Below are 26,823 nucleotides of genomic sequence, written 5' to 3' on the forward strand. Positions count from 1 at the left end.
TATGCTCCTCACTTCGCATCGCTATAGGGATCGGCCGCATCGCGCAGGCCGTCGCCGATCACGGTAAAGGCCAGCACCGCGACCACCACAAAGACGGCGGGAATGAACAGCCAGGGGGTCTGTTCGATCACCCGCACCGATTGGGCCTGCTGCAGCAGGACGCCCCAGGAGACGGTTGGCGGGCGCAGGCCAAGGCCGACAAAGGACAGGGCCGTTTCGGAGAGGATCATGTAGGGGAAGGAAATCACCAGATCGACGATGATGAAGCTGGTGAAGCTGGGCAGCATATGCTGGCCGATGATCCGTCCGGGCCGCGCCCCGGCCAGCCGGGCGGCGACCACATAATCTTCGCCCCGGATCGACAGGAGCTGGGAGCGGATGCGCCGGGCCAGGGTCGGCCAGCCGAACAGGCCAAGGATCAGTGTCATGGCGAAATAGACCTGGGTGGTCGACCATTCCTTCGGCATTGCGGCGGCCAGACCCATGTAGAGCGGAATGATCGGCACGACACGCACGACTTCGGTCACCCGCTGGATGACGTTGTCGGTCAGGCCGCCCGCATAGCCGGCAATGCCGCCGATCATCAGCGCCAGCACAAAGGAGATCAGGACGCCAATCACCCCAATGGAGAGCGAGGTGCGCGTGGCATACATGGTCCGGGAAAACACATCCCGGCCGAGATCATCGGTGCCCCAAAGATGTAGTTTGGCATTTGGGTCCGACAGGCCGAAGAGGTGGATATTGGAGGGAATGAGCCCCAGAATCCGGGTATGTTCACCCTGCACGAAGACCTGCAGATAGACCCTTTTGTCCGGGTCCGGCACGGAAATGGCACGCAAGGTTACCGGATCGCGCTTGGTGCTGACCCCATGAATGAAGGGCACGGCGGAACAGCCGTTCTGGTCGCAAAAGAGTGGGATCTGCGGGGCGCCATCAATGTATTTTGCATCCCGGGTGGTCGGGCCATAGGGGGCCACAAATTCGGCGAAGAGACCGAGCACGGCCATCAGGGCCAGAATGAAACTGGCCACCATCGCGGCCCTGTGGCGGCGGAAGCGCCACCAGATCAGGGTCCATTGGGAGGCTGAATAATATTTCAGTCGGCGCTGGCGTTCTTTTTCTTCGGCTTTGCCGAGCGTCTTGGCGGTCGCGTCCGTCATCGGTCAGGCCCCCAGTTTGATGCGCGGATCAAGCCACGCCAGAAGCAGGTCGGATACGAAATTCATGAAGACAATCACGAAGGTCAGAAGCAGAAGGATCGCGCCCGCGACATACATGTCCAGATCCAGATAGGCCCGCAGCAGCAGCTCGCCGAGTTCGGTCAGGCCGAGCACGGCCGCCACGATGGGCAGTTCCGAAAAGATGCGGTTCACGTCAAATCCGATCGTGGAGACAATGGGGTTGATGGCGAGCCTGGCCGGATATTTGAGCAGCAGCTTGCCTTCCGGAACGCCCCGGGCCCGGGCGGCTGTCACCGACAGGCGGTTCAATTCGTCGGACATGGTCGCGCGCATGGTCTGGATCTGATAGGCAACCGCCGACCAGGCCAGCACCACCGCCGGAAGCCACAGATGTTTGACCAGGTCCCAGAGCTTGGCCAGCGACCAGGGGGCGTCCTGATACGGGGCGGAAAAAAGCCCGCCAATATCGGCCCCGAACCATTTGTTGGCGAAATAAAGCAGGATCAGCGCCAGCAGGAAATTCGGCAGGGCCAGTCCAAGATAGGAAAAGACAGTCAATCCGTAATCCAGGGACGAGCCGCGCTTTACGGCCGCAAAGATGCCGACCGGAATGGAGATGGCGTAGGTCAGAAGCAGGGTGGTCAGGAGAATGCCAAGGGTCAGCCAGGCCTTGTCGCCGATCACCTTGACCACCGAGGTTTCAAAGGCAAAGGCCTGCCCGAAATCCCCGTGTAGGACGATGTTGCCGATCCAGTCGAAATAGCGCAGCACCATCGGCTTATCGAGGCCGAGATCGGCCCGGATGGCCTGGACATCCGCTTCAGTGACCGTGACACCGGTTCCGGAGAACTTCCGGAAGGCATAGCGATCCGCATAGTCGCCGGGCGGAATTTCCATGATGATGAAGACCATTACGGAAACAAGCGCCATGGTGATGACCATGCCCAAAAAGCGCTCAAGCGTGAACCGAAGCATATGCCCTCTCCATCCTGGCAGCCCGGTACCGAGTGACCCGCGCCGAGTGACCAGTGCCGAATGCCCAGTGACTGGCGGTGGTGCCGGTTGCCTTTGCTGCCAAACATCTTCTTGAGCGCCTGTCGAACCCTGTCCCAAGGAAGCGCCCCTGCCGGAAACGGACTTGTGCGGTTCTCTTCCGGATTGGGGGATCGGGCAACAAGTCGCGTTTGAGTGTCTCCGGCAGACAGCCGGATCTGCTCACAAAGGGCCGGGACAGTGTGGCTGCCCCGGCACCCGGGTCAAAGGATTACTGTTCCAGCGACCACTGCTGCGGACGATACGGATAGGTCCAGTAGAAGTCGTAGGTCTTTGCTTTGATCGGCTGCACGTTTTTCAGGGTATTGTGGTACATGAAGGGCGCAACGATATCGCCGACGGTGCCGATCTTCAGCAGGTTGTCGACATGGATCTGGGCGATTTCCTGGCCCAGGCGGTTGCTTTCTTCAGAGCCCATTTCAACCTGAATGAACTTTTCCGACAAATCCCAGAGCTTCTTGATGTCCGCAGGCGGCTCGGTGCCTTCCTTGCCGCCGGATTCTTTCCAGGCGGCCCAGCCGAAGCCGGTGCCCGGGTTGAAATAATCACCGAAGGGCGGGATGAAGGCGGTCACATCCTGGGAGACGGTCGGACCGGCGTTGCCGTCATATTTCCAGGTGGTGACATCCAGGTCGTTGTTGTTCCCGGCTGCGCGGTATTCGTCCGAAGTCACTTCCTTCAGGTCGACGCGGACCCCGGCAGCGGACCAGTAGTCGCGCACCAGTTCCATCATCTTCACCGGAACACCCTGGCTGGAATAGACCAGACGGACCACCAGCGGCTTGCCGTCCGGACGCTCCAGCGTGCCGTCGCCATCTTCGTCCTTCAGGCCGATCTCTGCGAGCAGCGCCTTAGCGCCGTCCAGATCAAAAGCGATGTCCTTGTTCAGCATCTCATCGGTGATGAATGACACGGTCTTCGGCTCGGCCGGGACGCCCTGCATCGGCTTGCCCTGGCCCAGATAGACGATCTCGTTGATCTCGTCCCGGTTCATGGCAATGGACATGGCCCTGTTGAAGCGGATGTCGGAGAACAGCTTTGCCAGAACCGGATCCTTGTGGGTGCGGTTGAAGGAGAAGAAGACATTCTCGCCAAAGGTCGGGGCGAAGGAGACGGTGTAGTTGCCCTTGGCTTCGTTTTCCTTCAGGAGCGGAAAATCTTCCAGGAAAACAGCCTGCTGCTTCCAGTCGACTTCACCATTCATGATTTTCAGGTTCTGGACTTCCTTGTCGCCGATATAGGTCTCGGAAATCTCGGAAATATAGGGGAGCTGGTTTCCGGCCGTGTCCACCATGTGGAAATAGGGATTGGCGACCAGCTTGCGGCCTTCGGAGGTTTCCTCAACCACAATGTGGCTCTCCAGTGTCGGCACGACGGCGCGGCCGATCTTGGCCGCCTTGTCGCTGTCTTTCAGGAGCGGGGAGGGAACGTCTTTCCAGTCGGATCCGCCATAGTAGAAATCAACGGCAGCGGCTGCAGTCTCAAAGCCGTAGTCCTTGGCCAGCTTCTCCGCGTCCTTATTGTATTTCGGCATGAACTGGCTGAGGAAATGCTTCGGCTGGAATGGTTGGCCGTAGTCCACGGCAAATCGGTTCAGAATGCCTGGGGTCGGCACAGGGAAGGTGAATTTCACCGTGGCCGGATCAACGGCTTCCACTTTGACCGGCTCTCCGGCAAACAGCCAGCGGCCCGGGGTCTTTTCGTAGACAGCCGGGTTCAGGATGATGTCATTGTACCAGAAGGCAACGTCGTCGGCGGTGAAGGGCTCGCCGTCAGACCATTTGTGGCCTTCTCGCAGCTTGAAGGTCAGCTCGGTATAGTCATCGTTCCAGGTCCAGGACTTGGCGACATTGGGCACGACCGTCTGCAGGTCATCGGAATAGCGCACAAGATTGACGTGGCGCACGGACAGAAGGTCGGATGTGCCCGATTCCGTGCCCTTGGAGATGCCTTTCAGCACGCCGCCATAGGTGCCGATCTTCTGGTACGGGGCCACCACCAGCGGTTCGGCCGGCAGGCGCTCGGACACATCGGCCAGAGCCACATTGCCGAGGATCTTGCCATTCAGGTCGCCAATGGCCGGGTTCTGGGCAAAGGCGAGGCTGCAGGAGGCTTTTTCCTCGAACTCGGCCAGTTCGAACTGTTCCGGATAGGCCGGAGTGAGGCCCTGCATGTCTGCAACAGTCACGCTAGGGCAGTTAGCCATGGCAGGGGAGGCCAGAACGGCCAGCGCTGCGCCGGACAGAAGAAGGGATTTGAAGGTCATTTTGGGCTCCTCGACGGGAAAATATGCGATGCCCTAGAAACGCCTGTTTCTTAACAGTTTGATGAAATACCAAAATGTATAATTTTAATCTATAGAATCCTGTCTGACATGAAAGTGTCAAACGCCGCGCAGGCTGTGGCGGAATGCCTCGACGGACGCGACTTTTTCCATGTCCTTCTGCCAGACAACAAAATGGTTTGCGGTCAGGCTCGGGTCGTCGATCTGAACCGCTATGCAGCCATCGCGCTCCGCGATTTCTGCTTCCATGGCGATTCCGACGCCGACACCGGAGCGGATCAGGGTGGCAAGGGACCCCCATGAGCCAAGCGCCAGAATGGTTTTCGGTTTGACGCCTGCCACGGTGGCCGACGCCTCGAAGATCCGGCGGGTACCGGACGAGCTTTCCCGCTGAAGCAGGGAGAGGCCGGCGACATCCTCCCAGGTGACTGTGTCTTTGCCCCTGAGGGGGTGCTCTGGCGGGGCGGCGATGACGATACGTGTCTGGATCAGCAATTCCCCGTCAAGCCCGGCCGGGATTTCCCGTGCAGTGACAAACCCAATATCGATCTCGCCCGCCTCGAACAGATCCAGAATGTCCTGGGTGGCCAGGGCACGGGCCTCAATTGCCACATCGGGATGTTTGGCCATAAAGGCGGAGATCCGGGGGATCGCCAGCTGATAGGTGGAATAGCCGATCCGCAACTGGCCGGACACGAGCGCCCGGTTGCGGTTCAGCTCGGTTTCCAGATCGGCGGTCAGCGCCAGCACGGCCCGGATCTTGGGCAGCAGGCCTTCCAGGGCCGGAGTGGGGGCAACGGAATAGCCGGACTTGGCCAGCAGCTTGGTCTTGTAGCGGCTTTCAAGGCCCTGGATGTGATTGGAGATGGAGGGCTGGGAGACGCCAATTTCCTTGGCAGCGGCTGAAAAAGAGCCGGTGCGGATCACCGCTTCCAGCGCCCGCAACTGCCCCAGGCTCAAATGGCTCTGACTGCGCGGTTTCAATCGTTCCATCGGTGACCGGTCTGTTCTTGAGGCTTCATCAGGGCGTTGCGGCGCCGTATCCTAGGCGGCTCAACCGCCGATTTCCACTGCGGGCCGTCCGTGTTTGGCAGAAGTGTCTGTTCCCTAGCGTAACTTTTTGAGGTGGCAGCCCTTTCAAACAGGACTGTGCTCCGCTAGGCTTTCTGTTGGTTGAAGATCGAAGCACCGCAAACCGTCGCGTTGATAGCGCTTGTTGGGGCAGACCGGAAGCGGAAACATATCCGCCCGGTGGCCGGTGTGCTGAGGTCTTGCACGGGGGAGCAATGTTGATCTGATGCGCAGGTTCATCTACCCGCTTCGTCACAGATCCGGCCCGGCGCTGCGTGCTGCAGGGCTTGTGCTGCTGCTTTCCGGCTGCGGACTCTCCACAGCACCGATTGTCAACCCGGGCGGGCCGGTGGCGCTTGCCGAACGCGATCTGCTCTTCACTGCGTTCTGGATCATGATGATTGTCGCCGTGCCGGCCATCCTGCTGACGCTGGTATTTGCCTGGCGCTACCGCCAGTCGAACCATACGGCCACCTATACGCCCGGCTGGGGCGGGTCCTGGACCATCGAGACCGTGATCTGGCTGGTGCCTGCGGCAATCATTGTCGTTCTGGGCACGCTCGTGTGGGAGAGCACCCACAAGCTCGATCCCTACAAGCCGGTTGCCTCGGACAAACCCGCTTTCAAGGTACAGGCGGTCGCGCTCGACTGGAAATGGCTGTTTCTCTATCCCGAATTCGGCCTTGCCAGCGTCAATGAGCTTGCCTTTCCCGCTGATCGGCCCCTAACCATTGAAATCACCTCCGACACGGTGATGAATTCCCTGATGATCCCGGCGCTGGGCGGCCAGATCTATGCCATGGCGGGCATGCGCTCAGAACTTAATCTGCTGGCGGACGGGCCCGGCATTTTTGCCGGGCGCAACACCATGTATTCCGGAGACGGGTTTGCCGATCAGCATTTCAAAGCCCATGCACTCGGCCCGGACGGGTTCAAGCTGTGGCGGGCAAAAGTGTCGTCGACGGCTCAGGTGCTGGATGCCCGGGCCTATCTGGCGCTGCACAAGCCAAGCGTTGCCGATCCGGTGACCTATTACGGGTCCTTCGAACCTGGGCTGTTTGAGATCATCCTGCGCAAATACGCGCCGGTTGTCGGTCCTTACGAGAGTGAAGCGGCCGAACTGATCTGCCGGGGGGCTGCGTGATGCTGGGACGTCTGACGGTGGAGGCCATTCCGCTTTATTCCTGGGTTGCTATGGGCGGAGCCGGGGTGACGGTTGGCGGCGGGCTCGCGGTCTTTTTGCTGATTACCTATTTGCGCGCCTGGAAGCATCTGTGGACGGACTGGCTGACCAGCGTCGACCACAAGAAAATCGGCATCATGTATGTGGTGCTGGCCCTGGTGATGCTGGTGCGCGGATTTGTCGATGCGCTGATGATGCGGGCCCAGCAGGCATTTGCGCTCAACAATGAGGGCTATCTGCCGCCGGAGCATTTCGAGCAGATCTTCTCCTCCCACGGCACCATCATGATCTTTTTCGTGGCCATGCCGTTCCTGACCGGTCTGATCAACATCATCGTGCCCCAGCAGATCGGCGCCCGGGACGTGGCCTTCCCGTTCTTGAATTCCGTCAGTTTGTGGATGACCGCCGCCGGGGCGGGGCTGGTGCTGATCTCGCTGGTGATCGGCAAATTCTCCACCGCCGGGTGGACCGGCTATCCGCCCTATTCAGGCATTGAATACAGTCCGGGCGTCGGCGTCGATTACTGGCTGTGGGCGCTGATTGTCAGCGGCATCGGCAGCACCGCGTCGGGGATCAATTTCATCGTCACGATCATCAAGAACCGCTGTCCGGGCATGACCTATATGTGCATGCCGATGTTCACCTGGACGGCCCTTTGCATCTCCATCCTGATCGCCTTTGCCTTTCCGGCCCTGACTGTGGTGGCGGTCCAGCTGACCCTGGACCGGAGCCTCGGCTTTCATTTCTTCACCAACGGGGATGGCGGCAACATGATGCTGTTTGCCAACCTCCTTTGGATCTGGGGGCATCCGGAGGTCTATATCCTCATCCTGCCCGCTTTCGGCATCTTCTCCGAGGTGGTCGCCACCTTTTCGCGCAAACGGCTGTTCGGCTATGTCTCCCTGGTCTATGCGACTGCCTGTATCGCCCTTCTGTCTTTTACCGTCTGGCTGCATCACTTCTTCACCATGGGCTCGTCCGCCAATGTGAATGCGGTGTTCGGTATTGCGACCATGATCATTGCCGTGCCGACGGGCGTGAAGATCTTCGACTGGCTGTTTACCATGTACCGGGGACGGATCGAGTTTCATCCCGCCATGGTGTTTACCATCGGCTTCATGGTGACCTTCGTGATCGGTGGTGTGACCGGGGTTCTACTGGCCCTGCCGCCGGCAGACTATCTGATGCACAATTCCACCTTCCTGGTGGCCCATTTCCACAATATGCTCATTCCGGGTGCCCTTTTTGGCTATTTTGCCGGGCTGAATTACTGGTTTCCCAAGGCCTTCGGCTTCAAGCTGGACGCCAAATGGGGCCTGCGCTCGTTCTGGTTCTGGATCATCGGTTTCTATCTGGCCTTCATGCCGCTTTATGTGCTCGGCTTCATGGGGATGAGCCGGCGCATGGAGCACTATGCAGATCCGGCCTGGCAGCCTTATCTGATTGTTGCGGCGCTGGGGGCAGTCTGCGTTCTGTGTGGCATCATCTGCATTGCGGTGCAGCTATACGTGTCTGCCAGGGCCTGGGGCTCGGCCCGGGATGTGACCGGCGACCCGTGGAACGGGCGCACCCTGGAATGGGCGACAGCGTCTCCTCCCGCTCCCTATAACTTTGCGGTTCTGCCGCATGTGCACGAAATCGATGCCTTTTACGACATGAAGCTGCAGGGCACCGCCTACCGGCCTCCGCACGCCTATGAGGCCATCGTGATGCCAAAGAGCAGCGCTCTGGGGCCTTTGCTGGGGGGCCTGTCTTTTGTGCTCGGCTTTGCCATGGTCTGGTATATCTGGTGGCTGGCCGGGCTGGCGTTTCTGGGATGCCTTGTGTGCATTGGTTTTCGCGCCTGTGATGATGACACGGAGTTTGTGCTCCCGGCCGAGGAGGTGGCCAGGCTGGAGGCGGAACGGTTCTCCCGGTTCGGTCCGGCGGACCACCACGACATGCGGGCGTTTCAGCCCATCGGGGCAGCTTCCGGCGCTCCTCTGGCAGGGAGGGCAGGATGAGCGCCACGGCCGGGTCTGAAACGCTTCTTCAACATGAGGAACAGAAGGCGCTGGAGGCGCGGGACTTTGGCTTCTGGGTCTATCTGATGACCGACGCCATTCTTTTTGCCCTGCTATTTGCCTCTTATGTGGTTCTTTCGGGCAATTCAGCGGCCGGACCGGCGGCGCGGCAGCTGTTTGATCTCGCCCACACGGCCGGGGAGACGGTGCTGCTGTTGCTCTCCAGCCTGACCTTCGGGATTGCCTCGATAGCGATGGCCGCAGGCAAGGCGGAGCGGGTGGTGGTGTGGCTTGTGATCACCCTCAGTCTCGGCCTCGGTTTTCTGGCGATGGAGCTTTGGGAATTTCACGGCATGATCGCACAAGGGGCGGGGCCTGGCACCAGTGGCTTTCTGTCCGCCTTCTTCACCCTGGTCGGCACCCATGGCCTGCATGTGGCCTTCGGCGCGATTGGTATCGGCGTGATGATTGGGCAGGTTCTGGTCAAGGGGCTGACGCTGCCGGTGCGCTCCCGTCTGTTCCGGCTGGGGCTTTTCTGGCACTTTCTCGACATTGTCTGGATCGGGATCTTCTCGGTGGTCTATCTGCCGGGGGTGATGTAGGAGACGCACGATGGATCCATCCGCCCAGCCCAGCCTCTCCACCTATCTGACCGGGTTCGTGCTCGCCGCCCTTTTGACGGCAATCCCCTTTGGTCTTGTCTGGGGCGGGCTTTTGACGGGAGTGGCCGTTTATGGGGTCATAGCTGCGGCGGCCCTATTGCAGGTGCTGGTGCATCTGGTGTTCTTTCTGCATCTCAATGTCAGATCGACTCCGGGAGAAAACCTGTTCTTTCTCGGGTTTGCGGCAGTGCTGATCCTCATCATGGTCGGCGGCAGCCTCTGGATCATGTTCGACCTGCATCACCGGATGATGTGAATGGCGCCCGTCCTGGCCTCTTCCTGCCCTTGAAAGTCAAAACTCTTGCGTTTGATCAATGACGGGCGCAACCGTTCGTGCGAGCACGGGCCTGTCTTGTAGCAGGCATAGGAAAAGCTCATGTCAAAGATGAAAGCTGCCGTTGTGCGGGCCTTCGGGGACCCGCTCGACCTGTGCGAAGTCGACAAGCCTGAGGTGAAGGACGGCAAGATCGTCGTCAAGGTGATGGCCTCGGGCGTGTGCCATACGGATCTGCATGCCGCAAATGGCGACTGGCCAGTCAAACCCAATCCGCCTTTCATTCCGGGCCATGAGGGCGTCGGGGTGGTTGCTGAGGTTGGTGCCGGGGTGACATCGGTGAAGGAAGGAGACCGGGTCGGGATACCCTGGCTCCATTCGGCCTGTGGTCATTGCAAACACTGCATGGGTGGCTGGGAGACCCTGTGCACGGACCAGCAGAACACCGGCTACAGCGTCAATGGCGGCTTTGCCGATTATGTGCTCGCCGATCCGGACTATGTCGGTCATCTTCCCGACGGGCTGGAGTTTGCTCCGGCCGCGCCGGTCCTGTGTGCGGGTGTGACCGTCTATAAAGGTCTCAAGGAAACCGAGGCCCGTCCGGGGCAAACGGTGGTGATCTCCGGCATTGGCGGCCTCGGTCACATGGCCGTTCAATATGCCAAGGCCATGGGGCTCCATGTGATTGCGGTCGATATTTCCAGGGACAAGCTTGATCTGGCCAGCTCTCTTGGGGCGGACAAGGTCATCAATGCACTTGAAACCGACCCGGTAGCTGAAGTTCAGGCAGGCGGTGGTGCCGAAGGGGTTCTGGTCACCGCCGTTGCGGGCAAGTCCTTTGAACAGGGTGTCGGGATGCTGGCCCGTGGCGGCACCATGAGCCTTGTTGGTCTGCCGCCGGAGGACTTTCCGCTGTCGATCTTCGACACGGTGCTGAACGGCAAGACAATCCGCGGGTCTATTGTCGGCACCCGCCTTGATCTGGCCGAGTCGCTGCAATTTGCCGCAGAAGGCAAGGTGGCCGCCCATTATTCGGAAGAGACGCTGGCGGATGTGAACAGTATTTTCGACCGGATGAAGGCAGGCGCCATTGACGGGCGGATCGTGATGGCGATCTAGCGGGCTGTTGAAGAAGTCCATCGGCGAGCGGAGAATTTGGCTTCATCTCCGCCTTGGAAGCAGACTGCGCCGTTGAGGGAGCCGTCGGACTGGAGTTCGGCCCAACCTTGGCCTTGCACCTCGTCCATTTCGTCATTGCCCTGCCAGGAGAATTCCACGGCTCGGCCTGCGCCGCCGGCAAAGATTTGGCCGGTAACACACCCAAAGACGAATTCGCCAGCGCCCTTGTCCTCAAACAGGATGTAGGCACGTTCCAGCATGTCCGGATAGTCCTCGACATAGTCCGGCATGGCTACGATGCGCCATTTGCCCAAAAGGCTCATGCCGGCACCGCCAGCAGTTTCGGCAGCCGCACCAGATTGTAGGCGGCTGCGGCGAAGGTGAAGGCCCATCCGACACGGTCGCGGCCACGGAACTTCGTCTTGTCCTGCCCGGCGACCGTCTTGATCCAGCCGAACACCTCCTCAATGCGCTTGCGGATGCGTTGGCTGACAGCATAGCCGTCATGGCGCGTCGTGCGCCCGTCGATTGCCGAACGGCGCCCACTCATGTTCTGCGCCACGTGCGGCGTTACCTTCATCGCGCGCAATTCATTGACGAAGTCCTGTGTGTCGTAGGCCTTGTCAGCCCCCAGCGTGACTGCTCGCGGCCGGTCGGCGCGGGGTTCGATCATGTGCAAGGCGGCCACGCGTTCGCCATGAGCGTCGGCCAATGTCAGGCAGGCATCGACCAAAAGGCCGTTGCGGTTCTCCATCAGCCCATGCCCGAGGAAGCAGAGCTTCGCCTCCTTGCCTTTGCCCTTCTTGTAGAGCCTTGCTTGCGGGTCGGTGGTCGAGGCATGCGTATCGTTCGACCGCTTCTGGCCGTGGAAATCAGCCTCGGTGTTGCGCCCGCCGCCAGCAGCCGGTGGTTCACCCGAACCGTCTTTGGGGGCCTCTTTCGGCCTGACGCTCTTCATCGACGCCCAGGCTTCGATCAGCGTGCCGTCGACCGAGAAGTGATCGGTGGACAGAAGCTTCTTCACCCTGGGCTGGGCCAGCACTGCCGCCAGGAATTTCGCGGCAATGTCACCTTCCAGAAGCCGGTCGCGGTTCTTTGAGAAGGTCGAGTGGTCCCACGCTGGATCATCAACGCCAATGCCGACGAACCAGCGGAACAGAAGATCGTACTCCAGCCGCTCCATCAGAAGCCGCTCCGACCGGATCGAATAGAACGCCTGCAGCAGCATCGCCCGCAAAAGCTTCTCCGGCGGGATCGACGGGCGCCCAATCGGCGAATACAGAGCAGAGAACTCCGGCTCCAGAATAGTCAGGGCCGCGCTCACGATCTCTCGGATCGAACGGAGCGGATGATCCCGCCGAACCCTCGCCTCAAGATCGACATAGCTGAAAAGCTCGCCCGTCTGCTCGTCTCCGCCACGCATCCATCACCTTCCAAAAATCATCTTCGGGAACAATGAATCACGGCAAGGCCTTCGAAACGAGCCCTTTTTCAACAGCCTGCTAGAGGGCATCGTGCGCTAAGTCTGCACCATTTGATGCTGGAAAGCAGTTCCTTCGGCAAGGCGCTTTGCGCAGCGGGATGCGGTGTATCGCGCAAGCGAGGCAACGCTGCCGATGGGCTGCGTTCCATCACCCGAGGGGCCGGTCTGCTTTGCCCGCTGACATCGTTGGATCGCACTTTTGGTGGGAAACACCAGGGCGCGCGATCCGCCTCCTCAGCAGACAAAGCAGATCCGGTCAAATCGTGCAGACGTGTCGCACGATGCTCTTGGGGCCGCGGCCGGGGCCGGAAGTGGTGGTGGTCTGGTCTTCATCTGCGCTGCTGCTGTTTCCGGCCCAGTTCTGCAGGCGCGAATCTGGGGCATATTCGAGCAAAGCGCCGGTTGTGGTTTGACGAAGTGGGGTGCGTTTTACTTGAATTGATTTAATTTTAAATTGTAAAAATTTCCTATAAATTCTTTAAAAATACGTAGTGTAGTGAATTTATTTTCAATCTAGGGTATTATTTGTATCGTTTTTTGTTTTTTATTTTTATCTGTTTAGTTATGCGCTCGTAAGTCAATATTAAGTCTTTTTTTTTAAGGTTAGACCCTACGGAATATCGTGATGTTAGGGGGACCCGCCGCCATGAAGCTTGCAAAGCCGGCGATTTCAACACTTGTAACGACCGCCACCAAGCAATTGATGGCCAATGTGATGATTGCAGATAGCGACTACAATATCGCCTATCTGAATGATTCGCTCATTGAGCTTCTGAAAGAGGCTGAACCGGATATCCGCCAGAAATTCCCGGATTTCCGGGCGACCGAGCTTATCGGCAAATCGATTGATATCTTCCACAAGAACCCGGCCCACCAGCGTGGCCTGCTGTCGTCCCTGACATCCGTGCACAGGGCGACCATCCAGATCGGTGACAGGAGTTTTGACCTGATCGCCAGCCACATCAACAAGGGCGGCAAGAGGATTGGCACTGTGGTTGAGTGGGGCGATGCGGCCGAGCGGCTGCAGAACCTGGAATACGGGGCCAAGATCGAGGCGCTTGGCAGGTCCCAGGCGGTCATCGAGTTTACTCCGGACGGCACCATTTTGGATGCCAATGACAATTTCCTGAACGCGCTCGGGTATTCGCTTGCGGAGGTGCGTGGCCAGCATCACCGGATCTTTGTGGACCGGGACTTTGCAGCCTCCGGCGACTATGTCCGGTTCTGGGAAGAGCTTGCGGCAGGCAATTATCAGGGTGGGGAATTCAAGCGGATCAACAAGTCCGGCGGAGAGATCTGGATCCAGGCGGTCTATAACCCGATCTTCAATGAGCAGGGCGAGCCTTATAAGGTGGTGAAATTCGCGACCGACATCACCGCGCAAGTGGAAGAACGCCGGCGGCGCGTGGATGTACAGGCCACGATCGACAAGGATCTGCAGGCAATTACCACCTCTCTGTCAGAAACGGCTCAGCAGGCAACCACCTCCGCAGATGCCTCTGCCCAGACCTCTGCCAGCGTGCAGACGGTGGCTGCGGCAACGGAAGAACTGGTGGCCTCCATTCAGGAAATCAGCCGTCAGGTGCAAACCGCCCAGAGCGTGTCTGCCGAGGCGGTGTCGGAGGCAGGCAAGTCCAGCGAGATCATGTCTGGCCTGTCGGAAGACGCCAAGACCATCGGCAATGTCATTGATTTGATCGACAGCATCGCCAACCAGACCAACCTTCTGGCGCTCAACGCCACAATCGAGGCAGCACGGGCCGGGGAGGCGGGCAAGGGCTTTGCGGTGGTTGCCTCGGAGGTCAAGAGCCTTGCCTCCCAGACCAGCAAGGCAACAGAGGAGATTTCGGCCCAGATCGTCAACATGCAGGCGACGACGGATCAGGCGGTGCAGGCGATTGAGTCGATCATGGGCATCATCAGTCAGGTCAGTGAGATCTCGGCCAGCATCTCTTCCAGCGTGGAAGAGCAGAATGCGGTGACGCAGGAGATTTCCAGCAATATGCAGACCGCTTCCGAAGGGGCGGAACTGGTGGCCTCCAACATCAAGTCGATTTCCAACTCCACTGCCGAAATCGACGCTGCGGCCCACAAGGTCCGCGAAGCCTCCCGCTCCGTGGCTTAAGGGCCGCCGCCGCGCCGGGGCCGGTGCAAGGCTGCTTGGGAATCGAACCCGTCCGCCGTTCCGGCGGGCGGTTTTTCTTTTGTTAGAGGCATCGCGTTCCGTCAGCTTCCCGTCTTACGGCCTGAAATCAGAGCGATAACCGCAAAGAGAACACAGATCGCCTTCACATAAGTGCGGCACACCCTGGGGAATCTGATCCCGGACAGGCGAAGCGGATTTTCAGGATGCTTTCACCAGCCGCTGCCAGGCGGTTTCATCAGCCGCTTTCAGTTTTGCCAGAGCTGCTTCCGCTTCGGTCTGCAGCGTGTCCTTGTTCCTGTCTTTGACGGCTTCAATCTCCTCGACCAGCCTGTCAATGTCCGGCAGGGGCGTGGCTGTGGCTGTCGACAGGGTCTGAAGGGCTTCGAGGATCTTGCCAAGCTGTTTGCCGTAACTGGCCACATCGGTCTGGATCTTCTGTTCCAGCTCGATATTGCCCTTGATCTCCGGCGACAAAAACCGCGGAACGATTTCCTGGGTGACATTCCCGGAAAATGGGGCCTTGAAAATCGGGGCCCAGACGTCAAATGGATTGGTCACACTCGCGTTCCTTTCACATCGAGAGGGGGAACGGCGCAAATCGCCCGTGTCTGGAAAGGCTTTGCGCTTCCCGGTCCAGAGTGTGAAGTTTACCATAAGCGAAGGGGCTTGCGGTGCTCCGGCCAAGCTGCGGTCTGCTGGAATTTTCAGCAACACCCTGACGAACCGCAACGTGCTTGTTGGCGCATAAGCGTAAGATGAGGAAAATATCAAAAAATCAGGGAGTTCATGGTGCCGGCAGCAGGATTCGAACCCGCGACCCCGAGATTACAAATCACGTGCTCTACCAGCTGAGCTATACCGGCGCCGGGAAAGGCTTCTACCAGATTGCGGCGGCTTGTCCATGCCCTGAAGACGTTTTTTGTGGCAAGACGGCTAAAAAACCGCCAAGCCCCTCAGACCCTTTGAAAAATTGCATTGCCTCTGTGGATAATCCGGGCAGGGGGCGGTGGTGACGCATGGGCGGAGATCATTGAAGCCCGAGTACGGAGCAATTGACCCTTTGGCGTGTCAGAGGCCCATCTTCATGCGCGCCACATATAAGGACAGCACTGCCGCGTTGGAGACGTTCAAAGAGCGGATCTCACCGGGCATGTCGAGCCGGGCCAGCAGGCCGCAGGCCTCGCGCACCCCCTGGCGGACGCCTTTGCCCTCAGAGCCAAGCACCAGAACCGTCTTGTCCGTGAACTGCGTGTCTTCAAGGCTGGCCGGACCGTCGCTGTCCAGCGCGATGGCGCCGAAGCCCTGGGTTTTCATTTCGGTGACAAAGCGGGCCATGTTCTTCACCCGCACATGTTTGATCATGTCGAGCGCACCAGAGGCGGATTTGGCAAGCACCGGGCCTTCTTCCGGAGCGTGGCGTTCGGTGGTTACCACCGCATCCGCGTCAAGAGCCACGGCCGAGCGCAGGATTGCACCCACATTATGGGGGTCTGTCACCTGGTCCAGGGCCAGAACCAGCCGGGCGCCTTTCAGTTCTTCCACCCCATAGGCGGGCAGGGGATCGGCCTCCAGAATCATGCCCTGGTGGACTGCGTCCTTGGTCACCATCCTGTCGAGGGCCCTTGGCATCAGGGTCTCCACCGGCACATCTATGGCAACACTGCGCTCCGACAGCCGGTTCTGCGCGTTTTCGGTGGCATAAAGCTTCAGCCGCTTGCGGTCGGGATTGGCAAAGGCGGCTTCAACCGTGTGCAGCCCATAAAGAAGGACGGGGCCTTCGGGCGGAAGGCCCGGGCGGCGCGGGCCCGGCTTGCCGCCTGCCTTTTTGGAAAAGCGGGCGCCGGACGGCGTGCCGGAGCGGGATCTGGCCGGTTTTGGCCGGTCCGAATTTGAATTCTGCGTCATGGGGCAGCTCTAGCGCCAAACCGGGGCCAGGGGAAGGGGGCAGCCGTCTGCCGTATCGTTTCATAGGCCAGATCACGCAGTCCTCTTGGAAGATTGAGGGTCCGAAGGGGCATCTCATCAGGGGGCGGCGGTTGTTGCGTCCTGTTATGCTCATGGATCTGTCTTGGCGCTCGCACCGTCCGGGCCGCCGCGCCGGGACCTTTGAGCGGCGGCGCTCTATATCCGCTGCCGTGGGTGGTGTCGCATCCCGTGCGGGGCGGCGCAGGTGGGAGGCTTCGCTGAATGGACTTTCCTGTTTCTTGGAAGAAGGGCGAGGTCTCGCATCAAAAAGGGGCTGAGCTTTCATGCTGGCGGTCTGTCGTTCAGGCGCGCGCTCGGCTCCATTTGCGGCTCTGACACGGCCTTCGCTTCGGTACAAGAACCAGGAAGGGACTGTTTTTTCAAAGGTGTGACACTTTCAGGCGACCCCTATGGGGACGCCAGGCAGGCGCGCCAAGTTGTCCACAGGTACAGCGTTAAGCTGGGGCCATGAACGGGAAAAGGGGCGGGAAACCGTGACATCGGGCCCTGGGGAAGGCACTCTCGTGCAGACGGCAAGCAAGGCATTCTCGAGCGTTCGGAGCAGGTGTTTCGAACGTCATCCTGATTTTGTGCATTTCTTTGCAAAATCAGCGTTGACACGGCAGGGCCGCATCTGCATAACACGCGCCACGGGATTGCTCGCCCCTTCCGGGCGGGCTCTCCGGTAAAAGCCATCCTGATCGCTTCGGCGTGAAGCAGGACGAGATGGAGGAGTGCCCGAGTGGCTAAAGGGGACGGACTGTAAATCCGTTGGCTATGCCTACGTTGGTTCGAATCCAACCTCCTCCACCATCGTTCCTGGTTCTCTCGTTGTGCGGGTGTAGCTCAATGGTAGAGCAGCAGCCTTCCAAGCTGACGACGAGGGTTCGATTCCCTTCACCCGCTCCATCATGGGGCTAACCGGAGTGTCCGGAACGGAAGGCTCTTTCGCCCGGAAATCCTGAAAAATAGTTCTACGGGAAGCAATTCGTCGCTCGCGGATCTGTCCAAGGCGCCGGAGAGTGGCCCGACTCGAGCCTATATCGACCGAACCGAGTATTGGACAGAGAGCGACGCCGATGGCGAAGGAAAAATTTGAGCGCACGAAGCCGCACGTTAACATTGGCACGATTGGCCACGTTGACCATGGCAAGACGACGCTGACAGCAGCAATCACGATGACGCTTGCCGAAGCCGGCGGCGCTGAAGCCAAAGCGTATGACGAGATTGACGGCGCGCCTGAAGAAAAGGCTCGCGGGATCACGATCTCCACGGCGCATGTTGAGTATGAGACGGAAAACCGTCACTACGCTCACGTTGACTGCCCGGGTCACGCTGACTACGTGAAGAACATGATCACGGGTGCTGCGCAGATGGATGGCGGCATTCTGGTTGTGTCTTCGGCAGACGGCCCGATGCCGCAGACGCGCGAGCACATCCTGCTTGCCCGTCAGGTTGGCGTTCCGGCGCTTGTTGTTTTCATGAACAAGGTTGACCAGGTCGACGACGAAGAGCTGCTTGAGCTGGTTGAAATGGAAATCCGCGAGCTGCTGTCTTCCTACGAGTTCCCGGGTGACGACATTCCGATCGTGAAGGGTTCTGCCCTTGCGGCTGTTGAAGACCGTGATGCGGCGATTGGCCGTGACGCGATCCGCGAGCTTATGGCGCAGGTTGACGACTACATCCCGACGCCAGAGCGTCCGAAGGATCAGCCGTTCCTGATGCCGATCGAAGACGTTTTCTCGATCTCCGGCCGCGGCACGGTTGTGACCGGCCGTGTTGAGCGCGGCATCATCACCGTTGGTGAAGAAGTCGAGATCGTCGGCATCAAGGACACTTCGAAGACGACGGTGACCGGCGTTGAAATGTTCCGCAAGCTGCTGGACAGCGGCGAAGCGGGCGACAACATCGGTGCGCTGATCCGCGGCGTTGGCCGTGAAGATGTTGAGCGTGGCCAGGTTCTGTGCAAGCCGGGTTCTGTGACCCCGCACACGAAGTTCAAGGCTGAAGCCTACATCCTGACGAAGGAAGAGGGTGGCCGTCACACGCCGTTCTTCACCAACTACCGTCCGCAGTTCTACTTCCGTACGACGGACGTGACGGGTGTTGTGTCTCTGCCGGAAGGTACGGAAATGGTGATGCCGGGCGACAACGTCTCTGTGGACGTTGAGCTGATCGTGCCGATCGCCATGGAAGAAGGCCTGCGCTTCGCAATCCGCGAAGGTGGCCGTACCGTCGGCGCCGGCGTCGTCGCATCCATCATCGAATAAGATGAGTTTTGTCCTGCCGGGCTTGTGTCCGGCAGGGCTGCTTCTTAAGTCTTGCGGTGCGTGGCTTGAGAGGGTATCAGGAGCAAAGCTGCGGAAGCAGCCTTCTGAAGGGGTATAGCTCAGCTGGTAGAGCGACGGTCTCCAAAACCGTAGGTCGCGGGTTCGAACCCTGCTGCCCCTGCCAAATTTGCTCTTGATTCATTTGCCTCGAGGGCTTAAAGAGTTTCCTCGAGTGAGGCGCGCGAAGTTAATTCGCGCGCCCACTCGTATTTAACAGACCGGAATCGGAATGGCGAAGACCAATCCCTTTAAATTCATCCAGGAAGTGCGCTCCGAAACGTCCAAAGTGACGTGGCCGACGCGCAAGGAAACCACGGTGACCACCTTGATGGTGTTCGTCATGGTTGTGATTGCGTCGATTTTCTTCCTCCTCGCGGATCAGCTGATGAGCCTTGGGATCGGCTATCTTCTGGGTGTGGGTGTCGGCGGTTGAATGTAGGCCGGCCGCCCGGTTTGTAGACAAGAACAAGAAACGGAACTGAGAACCATGGCCAAGCGCTGGTATATTGTGCACGCCTATTCCAATTTTGAGAAAAAGGTCGCCGATTCCATCCGCGAGAAGGCTGAGCAGAAAGGTCTGACCGATCTGTTTGAGGAAATCCTCGTTCCGATGGAAAAGGTCGTTGAGGTGCGCCGGGGCCGTAAGGTGGATGCCGAGCGCAAGTTCTTTCCCGGTTATGTGCTGGTGAAGATGGAAATGACCAACGAGGCGTTTCACCTGATCAAGGATACGCCGAAAGTGACCGGGTTCCTGGGCGCGGACCAGAAACCGATGCCGATCCCGGAAAAAGAGGCCATGCGCATCATCAACCAGGTGCAGGAAGGCGTGGACCGGCCGAAGCCGACCGTCAGCTTCGAGGTTGGTGAGCAGGTGCGTGTGTCCGATGGTCCGTTTGCGTCCTTCTCCGGCCTTGTGGAAGAAGTTGACGACGAACGGGCGCGCCTCAAGGTGGCCGTGTCCATCTTCGGCCGCGCAACACCGGTGGAACTGGAATTCGGTCAGGTCGACAAGCTCTGACTGTTTGCCGCCCTGCGGGCGGCTCAAGCGCCTGGGCCGGAGGTGATCTCCGGGCTGGGTAAACTCAGGTGGTAGGTCCTGATGCTCTTCGCCGGGCATCGGCGCGGGCCGCACCACCAGCTCCCAAGAGGCCGGGTTGCCGTCCGGCGTCAGAAGACTGGAGACAGATATGGCGAAGAAAATTGAAGGCTTCCTGAAGCTTCAGGTGCCGGCAGGCTCCGCGACCCCGTCGCCCCCTATCGGGCCGGCGCTTGGTCAGCGTGGTCTGAACATTATGGAATTCTGTAAGGCGTTCAATGCCCAGACCCAGGATGTTGAAAAGGGTGCACCGTGCCCGACCGTGATCACTTACTTCTCCGACAAGTCCTTCACGTTTGAAGTGAAGACTGCACCGGTGAGCTTCTTTCTGAAGAAGGCTGCCAAACTGCAGAAAGGGTCCCAGACCCCGGGCCGCGGCACCGTCGGGTCCGTGACCAAGGCGCAGGTGAAGGAAATCGCCGAAGCCAAGATGAAGGATCTGAACGCCAACGACGTCGATGCAGCAATGTTGATGGTTGAAGGCTCCGCCCGCTCCATGGGCCTTGAGGTAACGGAGTAAGATCATGGCGAAGGTTGGAAAACGTTTGAAAGCAGCTCGTGACGGCATCGACGCCAACAAGCTGTATGCTCTGGACGAGGCGATTGGCCTGGTGAAAGAGCGCTCCAAGACCAAATTCGACGAAACCGTCGAAGTTGCGATCAATCTGGGTGTTGACCCGCGCCATGCGGACCAGATGGTCCGTGGTGTCTGTGTGCTGCCGAATGGCACGGGCAAGACCGTCAAGGTTGCCGTGTTCGCGCGCGGCGACAAGGCTGAGGAAGCCAAGGCTGCCGGTGCTGACATTGTGGGCGCTGAAGAGCTGGTCCAGGAAGTGCAGGGCGGCAAGATCGACTTTGACCGCTGCATTGCAACCCCGGACATGATGCCGCTGGTTGGCCGTCTCGGTAAGGTTCTGGGCCCGCGCGGCCTGATGCCGAACCCGAAGGTTGGCACCGTGACGCCCGATGTCAAGGCTGCCGTGAACGATGCCAAGGGCGGTGCTGTTCAGTTCCGCGTTGAAAAGGCCGGGATCGTCCATGCCGGTGTTGGCAAGGTGTCCTTCTCTCAGGAAGCGATCACTGAGAACGTCAAGGCTCTTTTGGACGCTGTCCAGAAGGCCAAGCCGTCTGGCGCCAAAGGCTCCTATCTGAAGCGCATTGCCGTGTCCTCCACCATGGGCCCGGGCGTGAAGATCGATCTGGCAAGCGTTGCCAGCGAATAATCCGGCCTGACCGGATTGACCAAGTTTCCGGCCGCAAGGCCGGAGAAAGACCCGGCGGGTTCCGCCGGGTTGCCCTGTCCGAGACTGCAGGTGCCGGGAAACCGGCTTAAGCCCAAAGGCCTGCATAGATGGGTGAGAACCGGATTTTTCCGCTCCGGCGGACGACACGGTTCGAACCAGACCTTGCCAGCGCGTTTTGCGCGATGGCGGGGGGACAGGACCCTGAGCGCCGTCTTTCGGGCGGTCCCGGGTTCGGGGCCACCTGCTTGGCGGCAAAGGTAAACCGGTGGCGGTTCCGCCATCAAATGGAGAAGGCAAGTGGAAAGAGCGGAAAAGCACGAGTTCGTGACGTCCTTCAACGCCGAGCTGGAAGGCACCGGCGTCGTTGTTGTCGCGCACTATGCAGGTCTTTCGGTTGCACAGATGACCGCCTTGCGGGCATCCGTGCGTGAAGCCGGCGGCGCTGTGAAAGTCGCAAAAAACCGCCTTGTGAAACTCGCCCTTAAAGGCACCGACCTTGAGCATATCTCCGACCTGTTTCAGGGCCCTACCGTTCTCGTTTATTCCGAGGACCCGGTAGCCGCACCGAAAGCAGCCGTCGACTTCGCCAAGGCAAACGAACAGTTTGCGATTCTTGGCGGTGCTCTTGGAACGACCAACCTGAACCCGGATGGGGTCAAGTCTCTGGCAACCATGCCGTCGCTCGATGAGCTGCGCGCGAAACTGGTTGGCATGATCCAGACCCCGGCAAGCCGGATCGCTCAGGTTGTCAACGCACCGGCCGGGCAGCTTGCCCGCGTCTTCGGCGCGTATGGCGACAAGGACGAAGCCGCATAAGGCGCCCAAACACTGTCTAACGAAACCACATCTGGTTCGAACTTAAGGTACTAAGAAAATGGCTGATCTTGAAAAGCTCGTTGAAGAACTGTCCACGCTGACTGTCATGGAAGCTGCTGAACTCAGCAAGCTTCTGGAAGAGAAGTGGGGCGTTTCTGCTGCTGCTCCGGTTGCAGTTGCTGCTGTTGCTGGTGGTGGCGGTGAAGCTGCTGCAGCTGAAGAGAAAACTGAATTTGACGTTGTTCTGGCTTCTGCCGGCGACAAGAAAATCAACGTCATCAAGGAAGTCCGTGCCATCACCGGCCTGGGCCTGAAGGAAGCCAAGGAACTCGTTGAGTCCGCTCCGAAGGCTGTCAAGGAAGGCGTTGCCAAGGACGAAGCTGAAGAACTGAAGAAGAAGCTGGAAGAAGCAGGCGCTTCTGTCGAGCTGAAGTAATAAAGGCCTCGGCCTTTTGAGCGGTCCCGGTTTTCCGGGACCGTTTGTTGCCCCGGCGGGTCCAACCCGTTTCCGGGGCAAACGCACCACTAGGGCCAGCTGTTGTGTATGAGGCATGACAGAGGCTCTGGGCCCCATGAACCGGTCAACTTTTCTGTTTTGAAATCAGAAGGTTGATCTTTGGGGGACGGTTTTCCGAAGCGCCCGGGCAGGGCAGCCCGATTGGACAAGGGGCGTTTCGGGAAGCCGTTACCCGGCCGATACGAGGAGCGACAATGACCCAAACGTTCAACGGTCGCAAAAAGGTCCGTAAATATTTCGGATCGATCCGCGATGTCGCGGCAATGCCCAATCTCATCGAGGTACAAAAAGCATCCTACGACCAGTTTCTGCAGGTCGACGAGATGCCGGGCGGTGGCCGCAAGAATGAAGGCCTTGAAGCGGTCTTCCAGTCCGTATTTCCCATCTCTGATTTTGCGGGCACATCCCTTCTGGAATTTGTGTCCTTCGAGTTTGAAGCTCCCAAATATGACGTGGACGAGTGCCGCCAGCGCGACATGACTTTTGCTGCGCCGCTGAAGGTGACCCTGCGTCTGATCGTTTTCGACGTGGACGAAGACACCGGCGCCAAGTCCGTCAAGGACATCAAGGAGCAGGATGTCTACATGGGCGACATGCCGTTCATGACCGACAACGGCACCTTCATCGTCAACGGCACCGAGCGTGTGATCGTCTCCCAGATGCACCGGTCTCCCGGTGTGTTCTTTGACCATGACAAGGGCAAGACCCATTCCTCCGGCAAGCTCCTGTTTGCCGCGCGCGTCATTCCCTATCGCGGCTCCTGGCTGGATATCGAGTTCGACGCCAAGGACATCGTCCATGCCCGGATCGACCGCCGCCGCAAGATCCCGGTGACCTCGCTGCTGATGGCCCTCGGCCTCGACGGCGAAGAAATTCTGAACACTTTCTACAAGCGGATCGACTACACCCGCCAGAAGGACGGGTCCTGGCGGATGCCGTTTGACGGCGACCGGCTGAAGGGCACCAAGGCCTCCTATGACATGATTGACGCCGATAGCGGCGAAGTTGTGATCGAGGGCGGCCGCAAGATCACGGCGCGCACCATCCGCCAGCTCGGCGAAAAGGGCGTGACCGCTCTCAAGGTGACTGACGAGGATCTGCATGGCCAGTATCTGGGTGAAGACATTGTCGATCTGCAGACCGGTGAGATCTATGCCGAAGCTGGTGACGAGATCACCGGCAAGCTGCTGGAAGAACTGGTGGAGCGGGGCTATCACGACCTGCCGATGCTGGACATCGACCACGTCAATACCGGCCCCTATATCCGCAACACCCTGGCCGTCGACAAGAACGAATCCCGTGAGGATGCGCTTTTTGACATCTACCGGGTGATGCGTCCGGGCGAGCCGCCCACCATAGACACCGCCGAGGCGATGTTCCAGTCCCTGTTCTTTGACGACGAGCGCTATGATCTGTCCGCCGTCGGCCGGGTCAAGATGAACATGCGTCTTGATCTGGAGTGCGAGGACACGGTCCGCACCCTGCGCAAGGACGACATTCTTGAGGTCATCCGGGTGCTTCTGGAGCTGCGCGACGGCAAGGGCGACATCGACGACATCGACAATCTGGGCAACCGCCGGGTACGCTCTGTCGGCGAGCTGATGGAAAACCAGTACCGGGTCGGCCTGTTGCGCATGGAGCGCGCGATCAAGGAGCGCATGAGCTCCGTTGAGATCGACACGGTCATGCCGCAGGATCTGATCAACGCCAAGCCGGCGGCTGCCGCCGTGCGCGAGTTTTTCGGTTCCTCGCAGCTGTCCCAGTTCATGGACCAGACCAACCCGCTATCTGAAGTCACCCACAAGCGCCGCCTTTCGGCCCTTGGCCCGGGCGGTCTGACTCGTGAGCGGGCCGGCTTTGAGGTGCGCGACGTGCACCCGACCCACTACGGCCGGATCTGTCCGATCGAGACGCCGGAAGGCCCGAACATCGGTTTGATCAACTCCCTGGCGACCTTTGCCCGTGTGAACAAATACGGCTTTATTGAAAGCCCGTACCGGAAGGTGAAGGACGGGGTCGTGACCAACGACGTTGTCTATCTGTCGGCCATGGAAGAAGCCAAGCACTATGTGGCCCAGTCGAATGCTGAATATGACGCGGACGGCCGGTTCACCACCGAGCTGATCACCTGCCGCCACGCCGGTGAAAACATGATGGTTCCGTCCGACAAGGTCGACCTGATGGACGTGTCGCCGAAGCAGCTTGTGTCGGTTGCGGCGGCGCTCATTCCGTTCCTTGAGAACGATGACGCCAACCGCGCGCTGATGGGTTCGAACATGCAGCGTCAGGCCGTGCCGCTTGTGCGCGCCGAAGCGCCGTTTGTCGGCACGGGCATGGAGCCGGTCGTGGCCCGGGATTCCGGGGCGGCCATCGGCGCCCGCCGGGCCGGTGTGGTCGACCAGGTGGATGCGACCCGTATCGTCATCCGGGCAACCGAAGAACTCGATCCGGGCAAGTCCGGCGTCGATATCTATCGGCTGCAGAAGTTCCAGCGCTCCAACCAGAACACCTGTATCAACCAGCGTCCGCTGGTGCGTGTCGGGGACCGGGTCCACAAGGGTGACATCATCGCGGACGGTCCATCGACCGATCTCGGCGATCTGGCCCTGGGCCGGAACGTGCTGGTCGCGTTCATGCCCTGGAACGGCTACAACTTCGAGGACTCCATCCTTCTGTCCGAGCGCATCGTGTCCGATGATGTCTTCACCTCGATCCACCTTGAGGAATTTGAGGTGATGGCCCGTGACACCAAGCTCGGCCCGGAAGAAATCACCCGCGACATTCCGAATGTGTCGGAAGAAGCGCTGAAGAACCTCGATGAGGCCGGCATCGTCTATATCGGTGCGGAGCTTAACCCGGGCGACATTCTGGTCGGCAAGATCACCCCGAAGGGCGAGAGCCCGATGACACCGGAAGAAAAGCTTCTGCGCGCCATCTTCGGAGAAAAGGCGTCCGACGTGCGCGACACGTCCCTGCGCCTGCCGCCGGGGGTTTCCGGCACGGTCGTCGAAGTGCGCGTCTTCAACCGCCACGGCGTTGAAAAAGACGAACGCGCCATGGCGATCGAGCGCGAGGAAATCGAACGCCTCGCCAAGGACCGGGACGACGAGCAGGCGATCCTTGACCGTAACGTCTATGGCCGTCTGGCCGAGATGCTGATGGACAAGGTGGCTGTTGCCGGCCCGAAAGGCTTCAAGAAGGACACGGACCTGACCGGGGATGTTCTGAATGACTTCCCGCGCTCGCAGTGGTGGCAGTTTGCCACCGACGACGAGAAGTTCATGTCCGAAATCGAAGCCCTGCGCGGCCAGTATGACGACAGCCGCAAGCGTCTGGAGCAGCGGTTCATCGACAAGGTCGAAAAGTTGCAGCGCGGTGACGAGCTTCCCCCTGGCGTCATGAAGATGGTCAAAGTGTTTGTGGCCGTGAAGCGCAAGCTTCAGCCGGGCGACAAGATGGCCGGCCGTCACGGCAACAAGGGCGTGGTCTCCAAGATCAACCCGTGTGAAGACATGCCGTTCCTGGAAGACGGAACCCATGTGGACATCGTGTTGAACCCGCTCGGCGTGCCCTCTCGTATGAATGTGGGCCAGATTCTGGAAACCCACCTGGGGTGGGCCTGCCGGGGCATGGGCCACCGGATCGGGGAAATGTACGAAGAGTACAAGCGCTCCGGCCAGATCGAGCAGCTGCGCGGCAAGATCGTCGAGATCTATGGCGACAACATGAAGGGCGACAACGTCAAGGAATATGATGACGAAGGCATCGTGCGCCTGGCGGACCAGCTGAAGAAGGGCGTTTCGATTGCAACCCCGGTCTTCGATGGCGCCCGGGAGCCCGATGTGGTCGAGGCCCTCAACATTGCCGGATACGATGCGAGCGGCCAGTCCGTCCTTTATGACGGGCGGACCGGTGAAGAGTTCGACCGCAAGGTGACTGTGGGCTACATTTACATGTTGAAGCTGCACCACCTGGTGGACGACAAGATCCATGCCCGTTCCATTGGCCCGTACTCGCTTGTGACCCAGCAGCCGCTGGGGGGCAAGGCGCAGTTCGGTGGCCAGCGCTTCGGGGAAATGGAGGTCTGGGCGCTTGAAGCTTATGGTGCAGCCTATACGCTGCAGGAAATGCTGACGGTCAAGTCGGATGACGTTGCCGGCCGGACGAAGGTCTATGAGGCCATCGTGCGCGGGGACGACACCTTCGAGGCTGGTATTCCGGAAAGCTTCAACGTGCTTGTGAAGGAAATGCGGTCCCTGGGGCTCAATGTGGAACTTCAACGCACTGACGCACCCATGATTGGCGAGGAAGAAACTGCAGACGCTGCAGAATAACCCCGGCAACGGACCACAAATGACTTGGCATGCCGGTGACGGGGAGGGGCCAGAGCGCGCCC

The 26,823-nt window shown here is 59.6% G+C and carries 22 protein-coding genes and 4 tRNA genes; 17 read left to right on the forward strand and 9 right to left on the reverse strand.

Translation table 11 applies throughout. From position 1 onward, the window contains the following. Positions 1-8: 8 nt before the first annotated feature. The 4 genes from ACXAH0_RS02355 to ACXAH0_RS02370 form a co-directional block, all read right to left on the reverse strand. Positions 9-1,160 (reverse strand): ABC transporter permease, encoded by a 1,152-nt coding sequence (locus tag ACXAH0_RS02355; protein WP_475188803.1) that lies wholly within the window; start codon positions 1,158-1,160, stop codon positions 9-11. A 3-nt stretch (positions 1,161-1,163) separates the two neighbouring features. Further along, on the reverse strand, positions 1,164-2,156 hold the full coding sequence (locus ACXAH0_RS02360) for an ABC transporter permease (protein WP_475185085.1): 993 nt from the start codon (positions 2,154-2,156) through the stop codon (positions 1,164-1,166). 289 nt (positions 2,157-2,445) lie between these two features. After that, the gene (locus ACXAH0_RS02365) at positions 2,446-4,500 is read right to left on the reverse strand and encodes an ABC transporter substrate-binding protein (RefSeq protein WP_475188804.1); all 2,055 of its coding nucleotides are present in this window, start codon (positions 4,498-4,500) and stop codon (positions 2,446-2,448) included. Positions 4,501-4,617: 117 nt separating this feature from the next. Further along, a complete protein-coding gene (locus ACXAH0_RS02370; protein WP_475188808.1) occupies positions 4,618-5,511 on the reverse strand; it encodes a LysR family transcriptional regulator in 894 nt (297 codons plus the stop codon). Positions 5,512-5,815: 304 nt separating this feature from the next. Between ACXAH0_RS02370 and cyoA the strand changes: the two genes are divergently transcribed. The 5 genes from cyoA to adhP all read left to right on the forward strand — a co-directional run bounded on the left by cyoA (position 5,816) and on the right by adhP (position 10,830). Next, positions 5,816-6,733 (forward strand): ubiquinol oxidase subunit II, encoded by a 918-nt coding sequence (cyoA, locus tag ACXAH0_RS02375; RefSeq protein ID WP_475188809.1) that lies wholly within the window; start codon positions 5,816-5,818, stop codon positions 6,731-6,733. Next, complete coding sequence (locus tag ACXAH0_RS02380; protein ID WP_475188812.1) at positions 6,733-8,775, forward strand: cbb3-type cytochrome c oxidase subunit I; 2,043 nt, start codon at positions 6,733-6,735, stop codon at positions 8,773-8,775. The genes cyoA and ACXAH0_RS02380 overlap by 1 nt, the downstream gene beginning before the upstream one ends. Continuing rightward, a complete protein-coding gene (gene cyoC, locus ACXAH0_RS02385) occupies positions 8,772-9,377 on the forward strand; it encodes a cytochrome o ubiquinol oxidase subunit III (RefSeq protein ID WP_475185064.1) in 606 nt (201 codons plus the stop codon). Before ACXAH0_RS02380 ends, cyoC begins: the two co-directional genes overlap by 4 nt. 10 nt (positions 9,378-9,387) lie before the next feature. Next, complete coding sequence (gene cyoD, locus ACXAH0_RS02390) at positions 9,388-9,693, forward strand: cytochrome o ubiquinol oxidase subunit IV (RefSeq protein ID WP_475188816.1); 306 nt, start codon at positions 9,388-9,390, stop codon at positions 9,691-9,693. 120 nt (positions 9,694-9,813) lie between these two features. Continuing rightward, positions 9,814-10,830 carry an alcohol dehydrogenase AdhP gene (gene adhP / locus ACXAH0_RS02395; protein ID WP_475185058.1) on the forward strand — a complete coding sequence of 339 codons (1,017 nt, stop codon included), beginning with the start codon at positions 9,814-9,816 and terminating at the stop codon, positions 10,828-10,830. Here adhP and ACXAH0_RS02400 read toward each other — a convergent pair. Both ACXAH0_RS02400 and ACXAH0_RS02405 read right to left on the reverse strand, forming a co-directional pair. After that, the gene (locus ACXAH0_RS02400) at positions 10,827-11,153 is read right to left on the reverse strand and encodes a hypothetical protein (RefSeq protein ID WP_475188817.1); all 327 of its coding nucleotides are present in this window, start codon (positions 11,151-11,153) and stop codon (positions 10,827-10,829) included. The two genes, adhP and ACXAH0_RS02400, sit on opposite strands and share 4 nt — an antisense overlap. Beyond that, positions 11,150-12,253 carry an IS5 family transposase gene (locus ACXAH0_RS02405; RefSeq protein ID WP_475188819.1) on the reverse strand — a complete coding sequence of 368 codons (1,104 nt, stop codon included), beginning with the start codon at positions 12,251-12,253 and terminating at the stop codon, positions 11,150-11,152. The genes ACXAH0_RS02400 and ACXAH0_RS02405 overlap by 4 nt, the downstream gene beginning before the upstream one ends. A 706-nt stretch (positions 12,254-12,959) precedes the next feature. On the opposite strand from ACXAH0_RS02405, the gene ACXAH0_RS02410 reads away from it, so the two are divergent. Further along, entirely contained in the window at positions 12,960-14,438 is a 1,479-nt protein-coding gene (locus tag ACXAH0_RS02410; RefSeq protein ID WP_475185052.1) for a methyl-accepting chemotaxis protein, read from the forward strand. Positions 14,439-14,657: 219 nt separating this feature from the next. Here ACXAH0_RS02410 and ACXAH0_RS02415 read toward each other — a convergent pair whose 3' ends face one another. The 3 genes from ACXAH0_RS02415 to ACXAH0_RS02425 form a co-directional block, all read right to left on the reverse strand. Then, a complete protein-coding gene (locus ACXAH0_RS02415) occupies positions 14,658-15,017 on the reverse strand; it encodes a hypothetical protein (protein WP_475185050.1) in 360 nt (119 codons plus the stop codon). A gap of 229 nt (positions 15,018-15,246) precedes the next feature. Beyond that, positions 15,247-15,322: transfer RNA gene (locus tag ACXAH0_RS02420), tRNA-Thr, on the reverse strand. Between the two features lie 205 nt (positions 15,323-15,527). Continuing rightward, positions 15,528-16,364: a TrmH family RNA methyltransferase gene (locus tag ACXAH0_RS02425; RefSeq protein WP_475188821.1), complete on the reverse strand. Its 837-nt coding sequence runs from the start codon at positions 16,362-16,364 to the stop codon at positions 15,528-15,530. A gap of 788 nt (positions 16,365-17,152) precedes the next feature. On the opposite strand from ACXAH0_RS02425, the gene ACXAH0_RS02430 reads away from it, so the two are divergent. The 11 genes from ACXAH0_RS02430 (at position 17,153) to rpoB (ending at position 26,761) form a co-directional block, all read left to right on the forward strand. Beyond that, positions 17,153-17,237 (forward strand) — tRNA-Tyr (locus ACXAH0_RS02430). A gap of 22 nt (positions 17,238-17,259) precedes the next feature. Further along, positions 17,260-17,333, forward strand: a tRNA-Gly gene (locus tag ACXAH0_RS02435). Between the two features lie 170 nt (positions 17,334-17,503). Next, complete coding sequence (gene tuf, locus ACXAH0_RS02440) at positions 17,504-18,694, forward strand: elongation factor Tu (RefSeq protein ID WP_475188824.1); 1,191 nt, start codon at positions 17,504-17,506, stop codon at positions 18,692-18,694. Positions 18,695-18,802: 108 nt separating this feature from the next. Continuing rightward, positions 18,803-18,878: transfer RNA gene (locus ACXAH0_RS02445), tRNA-Trp, on the forward strand. A 105-nt stretch (positions 18,879-18,983) separates the two neighbouring features. After that, positions 18,984-19,187, forward strand: a complete 204-nt coding sequence (secE, locus tag ACXAH0_RS02450) for a preprotein translocase subunit SecE (protein ID WP_475186766.1) — start codon at positions 18,984-18,986, stop codon at positions 19,185-19,187. 54 nt (positions 19,188-19,241) lie between these two features. Then, positions 19,242-19,772, forward strand: a complete 531-nt coding sequence (nusG, locus tag ACXAH0_RS02455; RefSeq protein WP_475186763.1) for a transcription termination/antitermination protein NusG — start codon at positions 19,242-19,244, stop codon at positions 19,770-19,772. Positions 19,773-19,941: 169 nt separating this feature from the next. After that, complete coding sequence (gene rplK / locus ACXAH0_RS02460; RefSeq protein WP_475186760.1) at positions 19,942-20,370, forward strand: 50S ribosomal protein L11; 429 nt, start codon at positions 19,942-19,944, stop codon at positions 20,368-20,370. Between the two features lie 4 nt (positions 20,371-20,374). Continuing rightward, entirely contained in the window at positions 20,375-21,073 is a 699-nt protein-coding gene (gene rplA / locus ACXAH0_RS02465) for a 50S ribosomal protein L1 (protein WP_475186758.1), read from the forward strand. 318 nt (positions 21,074-21,391) lie between these two features. Next, positions 21,392-21,910, forward strand: coding sequence for a 50S ribosomal protein L10 (gene rplJ, locus ACXAH0_RS02470; RefSeq protein ID WP_475186757.1), 519 nt, complete (start codon positions 21,392-21,394; stop codon positions 21,908-21,910). Between the two features lie 58 nt (positions 21,911-21,968). Next, entirely contained in the window at positions 21,969-22,346 is a 378-nt protein-coding gene (gene rplL / locus ACXAH0_RS02475) for a 50S ribosomal protein L7/L12 (RefSeq protein ID WP_475186754.1), read from the forward strand. Positions 22,347-22,621: 275 nt separating this feature from the next. Beyond that, a complete protein-coding gene (rpoB, locus tag ACXAH0_RS02480; protein ID WP_475188826.1) occupies positions 22,622-26,761 on the forward strand; it encodes a DNA-directed RNA polymerase subunit beta in 4,140 nt (1,379 codons plus the stop codon). Positions 26,762-26,823: the final 62 nt, after the last annotated feature.

This window comes from Roseibium sp. AWQ4_290, from assembly GCF_056160985.1.